This is a genomic window from Calditrichia bacterium (assembly GCA_020634975.1).
Classification (GTDB): Bacteria; Calditrichota; Calditrichia; order RBG-13-44-9; family J075; genus JACKAQ01.
In genome coordinates this window covers 270,162-285,127 of the sequence record JACKAQ010000001.1, presented here as the reverse complement: position 1 = coordinate 285,127, position 14,966 = coordinate 270,162, and the positions used below count along the sequence as shown (strand labels likewise).

Annotated in this window: 10 protein-coding genes; all 10 read left to right on the top strand. The window is 42.2% G+C overall.

Annotated features, from left to right (window positions below; translation table 11 throughout):
- Positions 1-195 precede the first annotated feature (195 nt).
- The 10 genes from atpD (at position 196) to aspS (ending at position 14,919) form a co-directional block, all read left to right on the top strand.
- On the top strand, positions 196-1,590 hold the full coding sequence (gene atpD / locus H6629_01150; protein ID MCB9066403.1) for a F0F1 ATP synthase subunit beta: 1,395 nt from the start codon (positions 196-198) through the stop codon (positions 1,588-1,590).
- 90 nt (positions 1,591-1,680) lie between these two features.
- Positions 1,681-2,094: a F0F1 ATP synthase subunit epsilon gene (locus tag H6629_01145; protein MCB9066402.1), complete on the top strand. Its 414-nt coding sequence runs from the start codon at positions 1,681-1,683 to the stop codon at positions 2,092-2,094.
- A gap of 71 nt (positions 2,095-2,165) precedes the next feature.
- Positions 2,166-4,772, top strand: coding sequence for a tetratricopeptide repeat protein (locus H6629_01140; protein MCB9066401.1), 2,607 nt, complete (start codon positions 2,166-2,168; stop codon positions 4,770-4,772).
- A 241-nt stretch (positions 4,773-5,013) separates the two neighbouring features.
- Positions 5,014-9,669: a tetratricopeptide repeat protein gene (locus tag H6629_01135; GenBank protein MCB9066400.1), complete on the top strand. Its 4,656-nt coding sequence runs from the start codon at positions 5,014-5,016 to the stop codon at positions 9,667-9,669.
- Positions 9,670-9,683: 14 nt separating this feature from the next.
- The gene (locus H6629_01130; GenBank protein MCB9066399.1) at positions 9,684-10,043 is read left to right on the top strand and encodes a hypothetical protein; all 360 of its coding nucleotides are present in this window, start codon (positions 9,684-9,686) and stop codon (positions 10,041-10,043) included.
- A gap of 96 nt (positions 10,044-10,139) precedes the next feature.
- A complete protein-coding gene (locus H6629_01125; GenBank protein MCB9066398.1) occupies positions 10,140-10,805 on the top strand; it encodes a MotA/TolQ/ExbB proton channel family protein in 666 nt (221 codons plus the stop codon).
- A gap of 43 nt (positions 10,806-10,848) precedes the next feature.
- Positions 10,849-11,418, top strand: coding sequence for a biopolymer transporter ExbD (locus H6629_01120; GenBank protein ID MCB9066397.1), 570 nt, complete (start codon positions 10,849-10,851; stop codon positions 11,416-11,418).
- Positions 11,419-11,447: 29 nt separating this feature from the next.
- Positions 11,448-11,933: a biopolymer transporter ExbD gene (locus tag H6629_01115; GenBank protein ID MCB9066396.1), complete on the top strand. Its 486-nt coding sequence runs from the start codon at positions 11,448-11,450 to the stop codon at positions 11,931-11,933.
- Positions 11,934-11,963: 30 nt separating this feature from the next.
- Positions 11,964-13,013 carry a TonB family protein gene (locus H6629_01110; GenBank protein ID MCB9066395.1) on the top strand — a complete coding sequence of 350 codons (1,050 nt, stop codon included), beginning with the start codon at positions 11,964-11,966 and terminating at the stop codon, positions 13,011-13,013.
- Between the two features lie 127 nt (positions 13,014-13,140).
- Positions 13,141-14,919, top strand: coding sequence for an aspartate--tRNA ligase (gene aspS, locus H6629_01105; protein ID MCB9066394.1), 1,779 nt, complete (start codon positions 13,141-13,143; stop codon positions 14,917-14,919).
- The last annotated feature ends 47 nt before the right edge of the window (positions 14,920-14,966 follow it).

Sequence of the window (14,966 nt, the reverse complement as noted above, 5' to 3'; positions counted from 1 at the left end):
TTCGTTTTTGATTTGAGAAGCAAGAATGCAAAAACGCAAAGCATGTTATCATTTTAGTTACATGACTTTTGTGTTTCACGGCGGATTTTTTAAACTATCAACAGTGTGACAATCTGATGTCGCAAAACCGCCAAAATTTATCAATATGTAAAATTGGAAAATCAAGCGGTTGTTTAAACAGAAGGACCAATTATTATGAGTAAAGGTGTGGTAAAACGGATTATTGGACCAGTTGTGGACGTAGAGTTCCCGGAAGAACACCTGCCCAAAATCTACAATTCGCTGAAAATTGAACGCGAAGACGGTTCGGTTTTGGTTCTTGAAGTGCAGCAGCATCTGGGCGAAAATATGGTTCGCACCGTTGCAATGGACAGCACAGACGGGTTGGTTCGTGGAACCGAAGCCAATGACACAGGTCTGCCAATTACCGTTCCCAGCGGACCGGGCGTATTAGGTCGTTTGATAAACGTCGTTGGCGAACCAATTGATGAAAAAGGCGAAATTGAAGCAAAAAAATATTTACCCATTCACCGTTCTGCACCTGATTTTGATCAGCTTAGCACGGAAACGGAAATTCTTGAAACCGGTATTAAAGTGATCGACCTTCTTGAACCGTATATGAAAGGTGGTAAAACCGGTTTGTTTGGCGGCGCTGGCGTCGGTAAAACAGTGTTGATTCAGGAATTGATTCGTAACATTGCCACAGAACACGGTGGTTATTCGGTGTTCGCTGGCGTAGGTGAACGTACCCGCGAAGGAAACGACCTCTATATGGAAATGAAAGATAGTGGTGTGTTGGATAAAACCGCCCTCATCTTCGGTCAGATGAACGAACCGCCGGGTGCACGTCAGCGGGTTGCGCTGACAGCCCTAACCGCCGCAGAGTATTTCCGGGATGAAGAAGGAAAAGATGTTCTTCTGTTCGTTGATAATATTTTCCGCTTTACTCAGGCAGGCTCAGAAGTATCCGCATTGTTAGGTCGGATGCCTTCAGCAGTCGGTTATCAGCCAACGCTGGCAACAGAAATGGGTGAGTTGCAGGAACGTATTGCTTCTACCAAAAAAGGTTCGATTACTTCTGTACAGGCTGTTTACGTACCTGCAGACGACTTGACAGACCCTGCACCCGCAACAACATTTTCGCACCTTGATGCAACTACTGTGCTTTCTCGCCAGATTTCTGAAATGGGAATTTACCCTGCTGTAGATCCGCTGGATTCGACATCTCGAATCCTCGATCCTAATATTGTTGGAAATGAACACTATGCCGTTGCCAAAACAGTTCAGGAAACATTGCAGAAGTATAAGGATTTACAGGACATTATCGCCATTTTAGGTATGGACGAATTGTCTGACGAAGATAAGTTAGTCGTTCAACGGGCTCGAAAAATTCAACGTTTCCTTTCCCAACCGTTCTTTGTAGCTGAAACGTTTACCGGAACCCCGGGAAAATATGTTCCTTTGAAAGAAACCATTCGTGGTTTTAAAATGATTGTAGATGGTGAGTTGGATGATTTACCCGAACAGGCCTTTTATATGGTCGGCGACATCAATGATGCCATCGAAAAAGCTAAAAAAATGCAAGAATAATCAGTTTTATTGATATTCTTCACAAATTTTATTTAGAAATACTTTTAATTAAAGTTCGTCACAATAACAACGATAATTGTGAATAGTGTTATGGCTGAAAAGTTTATCAATATCGAATTAGCCACGCCAAGTCACAAGGAGAATATCGGGCAGGCAAAAAGCTGCTCTGCTCCTGGGGTGATGGGGCGTTTCCAGGTTTTGCCGAACCATTCATCTATGGTCAGCGAACTTGGAGTCGGTGAAGTGAAAATAGATTTACCGGATAAAACTCAATACTACGCAGTTAGCGGTGGTTTTTTAGAGGTGCTAAATAATCGGTTGCTACTTTTGCTGGAAACAGCGGAAGAGGCACAGAGCATTGACATCAGTCGTGCTGAACGTTCGAGAGACAGGGCACGGCAGCGGTTGCAAAACCGGAAAGAAAAAATTGATGTTCATCGTGCCGAGACAGCCCTTGCCAGGGCACTCAACCGATTACGAATCGCCGAAAAAGTCCGCCACTAAAGCCTAACTGACGTAGTTACAAAATTCGTAACTAATAACGTCTGTTGCATAATAAATAGTGGAAGCTCGACATGAGGCGAATGGTTCTTCTAATCGTAGTAATTTGTTTCCAATTCTCCACTATCCTCGCCCAAGATACTCAAACAGACCCCGCAGCATTGAAAGAGTTAATTAATAAAACGGCAGATCTGGAACTCCAGGCTGCCGTTACTAATTATACGTACGATCTCTTTCTGCAGCAGGGTGAAGGGCGGATAGGTGATGAAAAATTTCTGATTAGCCTGATGGAGCTAATCAACCAGGAAATGGCATTCCGTCTGAAAGATCCTAAAGAAGCTCGACAGCGCTATTTTGATAGCCTTGAACAAAAACTGAACGATCTTTATGAGTTTCAGCAGCGCTTGCATCGTGCCGGAATACGGGATTTGGATAACTTTTCCAATGAGTTGTCTTCTCGAATCAAACAAACCATTGAAGATGGTGTTATTGATTTCGAGAAGAAAAAAGTATTTGAGGATGCGCTTCAAATGCTTTATGTCTCTGAGGAAATGATCAAGCTGGATCAATTGCAGTCAAATCCCCAACTGGTTCAACAATTGAATCAATCGCGGGATGAATTAATGGCTGCTTTTGGTGATGTAGCTGCGGGTGATACGCAAAATCTACCCATCAATAAAATGCCGACGATTTATGATCTTTTTGTATCTTGGAAACAAACGGAAGAAGTGCAGTATGAACGCCGTTTGGTAGACGTAAAGCTGATCCGGCAGAATTTTATCAATAATTCCACGAGAGAAGATATCTTGCGTATGTTCAATCGGGAATTGGATTTAGCATACACAATGTTCAATTACGGCGACTTTGTTTTAGCTGATCTGTTGTTGAGCGATATTCTTGAAACATATCCACAACACGGATTTGAAAATTTGGATGATTTGTATTACTACCTCGCTGAAAGCCGGTTTGCAAATGACCAGCTTTTGCATGCCCGTGATGCTTATTTAACCTTGATTAAAGAATATCCAGGATCTGCCTTTGCTCCGAATGCTTATCACAGACTGGTTCAACTCAGCTACAGCCTGAAGAACTTTGCCGATGTAATCGAATATGGCTCATTTAGCCAAACCGTTTCATCAATCGACGACCCATCTTTTGTTGATGTGCCATTTTTGTTAGCGATGTCCTATTACGAGCTAAACGAAAATAACAAAGCCATTGACATTTGGATGAATATGCCGGTCACCAGCCCTTATTTTCAGATTTCCCGTTATTTTATGGGAAATGCATCTATAGAAGCCGGGCAAATTGAGCAAGGGATCCAGACATTTCAGAGTATTGTTAATGATAACAGCAGCCCGGCACATTTGCGGAATCGCGCATATTACAAACTCGGATTAACTGAATATCAGCAAAAAAATTACGATGCTGCGATAAACTACCTTAATTTGGTTGCCTTGAATTTTGAGCGGTATGATAAAATTTTAAATGCGTTGGCCTGGAGCTATCTTGAAAAAGAACGTTCCAAAAATATAGGTGAAACGCGTGATTTCAGTCAAGCACGTGCTTATGCGAATCGCTTACTTGCTGAATATTACGCATCACCCTATCGCATGGAAGCAACCGGATTATTGGCTTACATCAATCAAATCATGGAAGAGCCGACAACTGCGATCAGTATGTATCGCGAAATGTATCAGGAAAAACAGAATAAACGCCCGATTGATGAGTATCTGAATGAGCAGGAACAGTTGCAGGCATTGCTGCTTCAGGCCGAAGGCATGAAAGAAAAAGCACTGCGTCATAATGATAGAGAAGCTTATCTGAAAGCCTCAACAGTCGCGGATCGACTACAAAAAGAAATACAGGATCAGGATCTGGCGGAATCCAGCCCTGCGGGTACAGCGATGTATCGTGAGGCTGAAACAGTTGTTCGCCAAATCAAAGAAGCTAACCAGCTTCGGTTGATGGCAGAAGAGTCCGGCAATACTGCTGTTGTTGAAAGATTGGACAGTCTGCAGGTGCGTTTAACAGCTGTGCTCGAATCTTTCCCGCCGGAAATTTACAACCCGAGTGGTTTTGTGAATTATTTTGATGATTTTCCGGTCGGAAAATATGTTGCTGAAAAGCAGCATCAATATGATCTGATGCTGGAGCAATATGACGCAATCAACAGTGAATTGGGTCGAATCGATAGTTTGGTGAGCGTTACGGATAATCGTATCGCAACCGCAAAATCCGAACGGAACTTCGCGAAGGTTAGTCAACTGGAAATGAAGCGTCGCAATTTGGTTCAGTTACGCAAAAGGTATGACGAGTTATTCGTTGCAGTAAATGAATCTGACGTTGCACCAAATCCTTATCCCGAATTTGATCGCTGGGGCGATTTGGGTGCCTTTGGTATTATCAGTGTTTACTTCGATCAAAAACGGGCTATGCAGGGTGAATTGACTCAAGTATCATCCGTATTGGACGAGGTTAACCAGTCGATCGATCAGAGAAAACAGGTTATCGAAGATAAAATTAAGAAAATTGAAGCTGAAATCCGATTAATGACCATGCGTGCCCGTATGGAAGAACGTGCCCGGCTTCGTGCAGAGCGCGAGCGTGCATTCAAGGAAAGTTATTTCGATACCAGAGAATCTGAAGCATCAGAAGATGAGAACAACCCACAGCAGTAGTAAAAAAATGCTGTTTGTCGGTTGAATTAAACTTGAACTCTTAAAATGAAGAGCAACCAAAATGGAGTTGACTTCTTTGAAAACCAGACTTTTTCAACATATTTGGCTAAGCCTGTTGCTCATAGCCTTACCAATTTCAATTTTTGCCAAAGATGAAACAAAAGCGGACTCTCTTTTAAGCAGCCGCTCTGTTGAAACACTCGTTCGGATGCGAAAAGCACTCGCAAAAGAGAGAGACCGTTTGTTGCGTTCTCAAGAACGAATTCGGGACAGGGGCATTGATGTAACGCAAGAATTTCTTGATGTTACGGCTGAAGAAAACAGTAATCAGGATAAAATTCTAGTCCGGATCGCTGAATATTATATTGAGGAAGCCCAGCTTGATCTCGAACGGCGAATTGAAAACGATTTTGAGCCTGCGTTAAAGGAATATGAAACGCAGTTAGCCGCATTTGAGCGCGGTGATATTCCGGTTGAGCCAACAGTTCCTCAGGAACCACGAATCGACTATTCTCGGGCGATTGAGCTTTATGACTTGGTTATCAATAATTTTCCCAACTCGGAATTGATTGATGACAGTTATTACAACAAAGCATTTCTGCTGAAGAAAATGGGAGAAGAAGACACTGCCGGACAAATATTTCAGCGTGTTATCGATGAATATCCCGAAAGCGAATTTGCTCCCGAAGCTTACATGAATTTGGCTGAACGGTTTTTCGCACCGCAGCCGGACGATTCAAAGGCAGAAACGGTTGTTAAACTGAACAAAGCCATTCAGCTCTATAAAAATGTGCTTCAGTACAAAGATTCACCGAGATACGATGAAGCGCTTTATAAGCTTGGATGGAGTTATTATCGTTTAGCCGGAGAAAACCCGGAAAATTATACCGATGCAATTGTTTATTTTACGGCAGTTGTTCAGGATATTCAGAAATTTAAAGAGATTGACAAAACCGGCGAGTTAATCCGCGCGAATGTTGAACCCGAAGCGCTGGAGTTTGTTGCAGCATCTTTTGTGGATCAACAATATGCTAATAATGGTGTTAATAACGCTCGCAAGTTTGTCGAAAGACTCGGCACGCCTGAATACGGCATCAAAGTCATGGAAAATCTCGGTGACAGGTATGCGAAAATTACCCGCTGGGATGAATCAATCAATGCATATAATTCGCTGTTGGATATGTATCCCAGCTATAAATTTGCGCCAAGTATACAAAAAAAGGTAGCTGATGCCTATGTTGCCTCAACAGAGCCGATCGCAGCATTTGATGAACGCGCAAAATTGTTTGATACTTATGGTCCGAATACAGCATGGTACAAACAGCTTGAAAGCACCGATTCGCCGGATCGCATCGACGCACTTGATGAGGCGTATAGCATTACTGAAGAAGCGCTGAGAACAAATATCACATTTTTGTATGGTATTGCGGAATTGTCCGATGGAGATTCATTGACTACCTCAAGCGATTCACGGCAAAAATATGCGCAATTTGTTGATTTGTGCCAGACCTATCTCCAAAATTATCCGACAGACGAAAATGCCTACGACATAAATTGGTCTATGGCTTTCGTAATGGATACAAAACTGGGACGATTGGAAGAATCATTCACAGAATATATTCGTGTCAGTAACGATTATCTGGAAACTGATCACCAATTGGATGCAGCGATTAACGCAATAACCGTCGCAGATTCGTTGGTAACACTTAGCCGGGCAATTCAAACGATGTCCGACAATAATGATGAGCAGCTTGCCAACCGCCAGGTTCAGGATTTGAGCAAAGAAGAAAAAATGCTGGCGGAAGCATTTGACAACTACATCAAATTGTTCCCGGATTCTCCGCGAACCCCGGAAATTTTGGCATCTGCCGGTCAGCTATACTATGCCCATAAAAAATATGCACTTGCGCGTAAATATTACAAGACAATGGTCACCAAATTTCCGGAATCCCAACAGAAGAATATTGGTCTCGTTTCGCTGATGAACAGCTACTTTTTCCTGGGGCAATATCAGGATGCCGAAATTGTTGCGAAGAAAATTCTGGTGACGGAAGAAATCCCGGAAAGCCAGGTTGAACTGGCCAAAAGCCGTATCGGTGAATCGATATTTAAAAATGGTGAACGGTTAGAGCAGGAAAACAGCTATCTGGAAGCGGCGAAAGAATATCGCCGGGTTTTTGAAGATGCGGCAGCATATGTGGATTTTGTTGATAATGCATTGTTCCGCAGCGCCCGCAATTTCGAGCAGGTAGGGGAGTGGCAACAAGCCATTGAAACCTACAATCTGTTAATTGAAAATTATCCGAATTCCAAACAGGTGTTGGCATCGTTGGGTAATATTGCGGCTGATTATAAAGAAATTGAAGATTTTTCAAATGTTGCCCGGACCAATGAACGGGTATTTCAAACGTTCCCGGGTACACCGGAAGCAGAAAATGCTTTGTTTAATGCGAGCATTTTTTACGCAAAAGCGGAAGCGTGGGCAGATGGTGTTCGGACGAACAATCTGTATATTCAAACGTATCCGAGCAACCCGGAATCCAAAGATTTATTATTTGAAAACGCTAGATTTTATCTGAAAATGGATGATCTGGAAAATGCAAATAGCATTTATGAAGAATTTGCGACGCGTTACCCGAATGACCCAAAAACCATCGAAGCTTATTACAATCGTGGTGAATATTACTTCGATCAAAATCAGATTGAATTGGCTAAAATTGAATTTAACAAAGCGATTCAGCGCAGTGAAGAATTGAAGCGGACGGGTCAAGATCCCAACTTATATTTTGCTGCAGAATCCAATTATAAATTGGGACAAATTCTGAACACGGAATATAGAGCGATCAAGTTGGGTTATCCGCAAGAACAGCTTCGGGCGCAATTACAACAAAAACGGGATCGTCTTGGAGAAGTTGAACAGGCATTTGCGAAAGTTGTTCAATCCGGCTCGATTCGCGGTTTTGAAGCGATGTATCGAATTGCAGAAGCATATGAAGAACTGGCGAATTCTATCACAGAACAAGAATTTCCGCCAAACATGACGACAGAAGAACGACTGGTTCAGGAAACCCAGGTATTTCGGGCTGCTGTTCCGGCATATGAAGAATCTGTCAATCGCTATAAAAATGTAATGGTTAATATCCCAGTGCTTGCAGAAAAGCTCGATATTTCACTGGATAGCTTGCCTGCCGAACCTGTATTGCCAGAACCTGTTGTTGAAGATACTTCAGTTGTGGTACAGAAGGAAGTTGAAGTTGATAGCAGCCGCCAGGTCGCGCTTCGCTGGTATGGTAAAACCAAAGAAAAAATATCGTCGATTCAATTTACCGTTGCCGAACGTGCAGCAGATTTTATTGACGAATATCTCCGTGTTGAAAATCCCAATCAGGGCATGTTGTCCTTGGTTTACGATGATCAGGTGTTGAAAACGCTTGTCGCGCCGCAAGTTCAGGTTACAATCGATGCGCATTTGAAAAATATTGCAGTAGCAAATGAATTAGGGCTTGAAAACCAATATGTAAAAGAATCTCGTCGGAAGGTGTTGTTAACCCGCGGGGTTTTGGGTGATCAATATGGCGATCTGACATTCGAAGCATTGGAAATGTATAAGAGCTCGCTGCCAAACCTGGAAAATCTGATTGAACAAGGTGAATCGGCTGTTGACGATCAAGGTCGTGATTATTACGCATATCAAGATGAATATTTGATGCAAATCATATATAATTCAATAGATTATGCTAAAATTGCTCTTGCACAATATCGCAATACCATAACCCTTGCGGAAGAAAATCAGATTAACAACGACACTCGGGCAACAATCGAACAGGATATGTTTAACTTTGCATATGAAGCTGGTCAAACCATGCTAGATTTAGCCGAAAGTGCTCAACAAAAAGGTGATGTTTTTCTGGAACGATTTGACTCTACTTCAAACGCTAATTTTCAACTCGGTAGCATCTTTTACGGTGATCAGTATTATGAACTTTCCGGAAATGCTAGAAATATTTTTGCAGCAGCATATGATATCAGCAAAGAAACAGGAACGGAAAATATCTGGACGCAGTTGATTTTGGCGAACTTGGTTAAACTCGATCCTGGAACTTATCTTGCGGATATGCCCAGAGAGGAAAAAACACTTTCCAGCGATGTCAGTTGGAAAGCTTCTTCCCGATATACAACGGGTTGGAACCTGTTAAACTTCGACGACTCCGGCTGGAATTCTGCAAAAGATAACGGCTTACCGCCGACAATGATTTTCCAGAAATTTGACTCGCTGGGCGTCTCGCCTACGGCAATTTGGGTTGCATCCATAGAAAGCGGCGCCGGAACCGGAGCATTACAAAATCCGCTGAATATGCAGGACCGCTCGATGGACGATGCAATGGAAGAAGTGCTCATCGATACATCCGGTGAGCGCCAACATTCACCCGATTCTCTGGCAAAATCTGCAATTTCGAACATGGAAAATTTGGCGATCGATGCTGGTGTTTCGATAGAACCTGACACACTAACGGCCTATTTCCGTAAAAAAATCAACTTTGGTTCCAAACCGGTTGGCGGATTTATCGCTATCACCGGGGACAATGGTTATCGTTTATATCTTAACGATGTCTACATCACCGGGGTCGATTCATCCGGTTTCCAAAAGGTCGAAATTGTTAACTTTGATACCTATTCTGAATTTTTACAAGATGGTACAAACTTGTTTGCCGTATCTGTGACAGATGTTGACGGACCACCTCGCCGGGGATTACGTCTTTACTTTGTTGCAGAAATGTTACCCGGTGAAATTTCCAACGTTCTGGAAAATATCCGTTCTAAAATGGGTGAGCAGGATGTTCCTGCTGAGCAGTTGAAAAAAGTAAATACATTGAACAAAAACCGAATTACGAATTGATAAGCGAGGAAAATATGCTAAAATATTTGTTCTGCTGTTCGTTTGTGGTAATGCTTTTGGGCACCTTCTCGGCTACATTTGCCCAAACTGGTGCCGGTGAAGAAGGCCAGCAGCAACCACAACAAAATCAGCAGCAAAGCACAGGTGGGACACTTGAGCTGGGAGGTTTTAATCTCGAACGAAGCCAGGAATTACCACAGGTTCAAATCCTGGATCGTCGGAAGGCTGTTAAATTTGATGAAGTTCGGGTTGCAAAAGATTTTCAATCTGAACTATCAGGTAAATCTGAGGAATTGCAGTTGGCTTCGCGAGCACAACAAACTGTGAAACCGATCAAAAATATCAAAACTTTGCTCAACAAAAGCAGGTTTTGACCGATAATAGTTAATCTGTAATTAAATTTATTTTCAATCCGATAAAAATTGATATACGGTATTAATATCCAACATTACATTTAGGAGAAAATTCTTATGGGTAGCCAGTTTTGGAGTGAATTTTTTCGATCCTTCAACCCCGGTTCCGAGGGCTTTGTTTTCATGTGGTTGATTCTGGTCTTTCTTATAATTGCCATATCCATCGCAGTTGAACGTATTTATTATGTGATGGTAAGATCGAATGTGAATTCCGACAAATTTATGATGGAAATTCGCAAATATGTAACCAGTGGCAATATCAAGCGCGCAATTGAACTTTGCGAAGCAGGTAAACAAAAAGCATTGCCTTATGTAGTTTTGGCAGGGTTAAAGAAAGTTGCAGAAAGCGACAGTCTGGATTTTCGTTCTATCCAGAATGCTGTAGACGAAGGTACTTTAGAAGTGATTCCGCGCCTGCAAAGACGCACCAATTATCTGTCGATGATTGCAAACGTTGCGACTTTGACGGGTTTGATGGGTACGATCTACGGTCTGATCATTGCATTTGCCTCTGTCGGTAATGCTGATATTCCGGAAGATCAAAAAACAAGATTGTTGGCAGCTGGTATTTCTACGGCTATGAATACCACAATCTTTGGTCTGGCAGTTGCCATTCCTACAATCGTGCTGTATAATGTTATTCAGAACAAAACAGCACAGATTATCGACGATATGGACGAGCATCTGGTAAAATTGATCAACCTGATTACTGGCAGTCGCTAATCGTCGCAGAAATTGAATAATTAAAAAATGGAACTGTTAAGCTATGGCTTATAAACCATCGTTACGATCGCATAACAAAATCTCGGAAATTCCACTGGACATTCGTCCGGTTATGAACCTGATGGTTGTGTTGATTCCAATTTTGCTATACAGTGCGGAATTTGTTAAGCTCTCAATTCGGGAGCTTAATTTACCGCCGGCAGCATCCGCTGATCAAAACGGAAACAATCAGCAAAACGCAAACACCGAACAGGAACAGCGTTTTAGCCTGACGGTCATCATTTCCAAAAAGGGATTTTATATCGGTAACAGCGCAGGCTACCTCACAGGAGATGCCGCTACCCAAACAGAAGGTGACAACCGGGAACCTACCATTCCTTTGAAGGAAGACGGCAGTTACGATTATGGTTTGCTGTTGAGTAAGCTTAAGGAAATAAAAGAGAAAATAAATGGTCAGGGATTTATTGATGAAAAAAGCGTCATAATTTCTGCGGAAGCGGATGTCGCTTATAAACACATCATCAAAATTATTGACTACGTTACGGTTTATGTTGATGCGGAAGGCAATCAGCAGGAGCTTTTTCCGCAAATCAATATAGGTCAGGTTATTTAGAATTAACAATTTAACTAAGGAATAAACGAATGGCATTTGCACCATCGCGTTCCAAAAAGCACAAAACTATTGTGCATGAAGAACTGAACCTTACATCCATGATGGATGCCATGACCATCATCCTTTTGTTTTTGCTAAAGACATTTTCAACGTCTGAGGCGATTGTTACACCGTCTAGCGATATGCGTTTACCATACTCTTTAAGTGTGGAAGAGCCGCATGACGAACTAACTGTTTCGGTAACCAGAGAAAATATTTTGGTTGCCAATCAGCGAGTGATGACAATCTCAGACTTAAGCCCGGAAGAAACACGAATTGAGCCTTTGTTCAAAGAATTGATGCGTCGGGCAAATGAAGCAAAAAGAAATGAACGCGATTTTGGCATTCGCTTCACCAATGAAGTGATAGTAATGGCAGATCAGGATGTTTCCTTTCAGACGTTGTTTAAGGTGATTTACACATGTGGATCATCCGAATTCAACAAGTTGCGGTTATTAACAATACGCGAAAAATAACCAAATAGAATTGTATACAGAGGCGTTGATATGAATGCAAGAAATCCAATGTCCCCCGCCGGCCCCGGTTTTCGGTTAGCGGGCTTCCCAAAAGAGTTTGAACGCAGTTTTTGGGATTCAATGGACAAACGCTATTACAGCATTTTACTAGTAACATTTATTGTGCTGTATGGTATTGCGTTTTATGCGGCTTTTCGAGACTGGAGTTTGAGTCAGGATCAATTGGATGCTATCAAACGTCGGGTAATCGAAAAGGTTTATGACGTTCAATTGATTGTAGAAGAGCCACTTGCTAACCAAAGTATTATAAGTGGTGGCAGTGAAGCTTCCCGTCAGGAAGAGCCTGTAGAAGAAGTTAGCGAAAAAGGGCGTGAACGGGTTGAACAATCTCAAACCGAACGTCGTGAACGTCGTCGCGGCACCCAGCAAGATGCTGCTCGCCGTGCCCGGGAAATGCAACAACAAGCCGGTGGAACCGGTATTCTTGCAATCGCAACAGGTGCCGGTGGTTCCGGTTCCGGTCAATTGGCTTACCAAGATGTGTTAGGCGATCTTTCCGGAGGTGCTGGCGGGGTTTCGGATATCGGTGATGTCGTCGAAGGAACATCAGGAATTCGCCCAGCAGCAGGCAGTGGGGAACGATCCCAGCGTGGTGGTAAAGGATCTGGACGATTCGACGGAGAAGGTACCGGGATTGATGACATGCTCGCAACAGGTGGTGCTGGCGGTGGCGGTAATTTCGAAAGACGTGGTGATGTTTCGCTTTCGGCAGAAAACCTGAATATTACCAGCGGTTCGGGATCACGCGACGCAGAGAGCATTACTGCGGCAATCAATCGTCAAAAGAATTCTGTTGAATATTGCTATCAAAAAAGTGCGCGTTTAAATCCGAACATCCGTGGACGAATCGATATCGAAATCAGTATCGCAGAAAATGGAAGGGTAATACGTGCCACCGTTATCAATACAACACTTGGCGACGCAGATCTTGAGAAATGTATAACTCGTGCCATCCGGATTTGGCGTTTCGATTCCGGGGCAAGTGGTCCTGTTAACGTAAGAGTGCCATTTATTTTCTAAATTATTGGTATATTCTGCCAAACTTATTAAGCCTGCCAATTCGGCAGGCTTTTTTATTTGCCCACCTTACTTTCAGCTTGCTTGGACTATCATCCCGACTTAAATTTGCTCCCTTTCATATGAAAACCTGGGGAATGAAATGAGATTTAAACGAACACACTATTGTGGACAAGTTAACGTCGAAAATGCCAATCAAGAAATCGTTGTAAGTGGTTGGGTAGATAACTGGCGTGATCACGGAGGCTTGTTTTTTATAGACTTACGAGATCGAACGGGAAAAGTTCAACTTGTATTTTATCCGGATAACGAAGCTAGTTATCAAATCAGCAAAAAACTTCGGACTGAGTTTGTTATTTCTGCAAAAGGCTTGGTCGAAAAAAGACCGGACGAAGCAATAAATCCTGAACTATCGACGGGCGCTATTGAAGTTCATGTTACGGATGTCGAAATTTTGAATCCAAGCAAAACTACGCCGTTCGAAATTAAAGATTATGTCGAAGTTTCGGAAGATTTGCGGTTGAAATATCGTTATTTGGATTTAAGACGAAAAAAACTGCAAGATTTGTTAATCATGCGGCACAACATCGCTCAGGCAACAAGAAAATTTTTTGCAAATGAAGGATTTATTGAAGTTGAAACACCAATCCTGACCAAAAGCACACCGGAAGGTGCGCGTGATTTTCTGGTGCCATCACGTTTTCAGGGTGGTAAATTTTATGCTTTACCACAATCTCCGCAAACCTATAAACAAATTTTAATGATCTCAGGGTTAGACCGGTATTTTCAGATTGTCAAATGTTTTCGTGATGAAGATTTGCGAAAAGATCGACAGCCGGAATTTACTCAGGTTGATATCGAAATGTCCTTTGTCGATGAAGAAGATGTAATGGGCATGATGGAAAAGTATATGAAATTTCTTTTCCGGGAAACGCTAAATTTAGATATTAGCATTCCTTTTCAACGGCTGACTTATCAGGAATCAATGGAGCGTTTTGGCAGTGATAAACCGGACACACGTTTCGGGTTGGAGTTAAACAAAATTACAGAAATTTTTGAAGAATCTGAATTTAATGTATTCCAAAGTGTTGCGGCCCAAAATGGTTATATTGGTGCTTTAATAATTGAAGAATCAATGGCTAATCTCAGCCGGAAACAAATTGACGATTTAATAAAATGGACACGCAGTATTGGTGCAAGTGGTTTGGCATATGCACGATTTACGGGTGGGGCTTTCGAAGGTGGAATCAGTAAATTTTTGAGCGAAGTTGAACAAAAACAGATGATTAACAAGCTTAAGCTAAAAGAAGACACCCTCCTTCTTGTTGTTGCAGACAAAAGAACGGAATTTGCACAAACGATTTTAGGTTTTCTGCGCAACAAATTGGCGGAAGATTTAAAATTAATTAATAAAGATGCCCACAACCTTCACTGGACAGTTGATTTTCCAATGCTTGAGTATAATGATGAAGAATCCAGATATGTTGCGCGTCACCATCCTTTTACTGCACCAAAGCCGGAAGATGCACATTTGCTCGAAACCGCTCCTGAAAAAGCACGTGCCAGAGCATATGACTTGATTTATAATGGAAACGAAATTTCCGGTGGAAGTATCCGTATCCATACGCGCGAGTTGCAGGAACAAGTTTTTAGCGCATTAAACCTAACACCAGAGGAAGCAGAGTTAAAATTTGGATTCCTTTTGGAAGCATTAAGCTTTGGAGCACCGCCTCACGGTGGCATTGCCTTCGGTTTTGATCGAATGGTAATGCTTTTTGGAAAAGCCCAATCAATCCGTGATGTCATTGCATTTCCCAAAACAGCAAGCGCGGTTGGATTAATGGAACAGACACCGTCCGAAGTTGCTGCAGAACAGCTTAAAGAGTTACACATAAATACAATAAAATAATTACTTTATTTAAATTACTTACTAATCGCTTGACAAAAATTTTTATT

Bases quoted from the DNA above. Each gene is read 5' to 3' on its own strand.
- atpD (MCB9066403.1), top strand. From the start codon at position 196: ATGAGTAAAGGTGTGGTAAAACGGATTATTGGACCAGTTGTGGACGTA.
- H6629_01145 (MCB9066402.1), top strand. From the start codon at position 1,681: ATGGCTGAAAAGTTTATCAATATCGAATTAGCCACGCCAAGTCACAAG.
- H6629_01110 (MCB9066395.1), top strand. From the start codon at position 11,964: ATGAATGCAAGAAATCCAATGTCCCCCGCCGGCCCCGGTTTTCGGTTA.
- H6629_01140 (MCB9066401.1), top strand. From the start codon at position 2,166: ATGAGGCGAATGGTTCTTCTAATCGTAGTAATTTGTTTCCAATTCTCC.
- H6629_01130 (MCB9066399.1), top strand. From the start codon at position 9,684: ATGCTAAAATATTTGTTCTGCTGTTCGTTTGTGGTAATGCTTTTGGGC.
- H6629_01115 (MCB9066396.1), top strand. From the start codon at position 11,448: ATGGCATTTGCACCATCGCGTTCCAAAAAGCACAAAACTATTGTGCAT.
- H6629_01120 (MCB9066397.1), top strand. From the start codon at position 10,849: ATGGCTTATAAACCATCGTTACGATCGCATAACAAAATCTCGGAAATT.
- H6629_01125 (MCB9066398.1), top strand. From the start codon at position 10,140: ATGGGTAGCCAGTTTTGGAGTGAATTTTTTCGATCCTTCAACCCCGGT.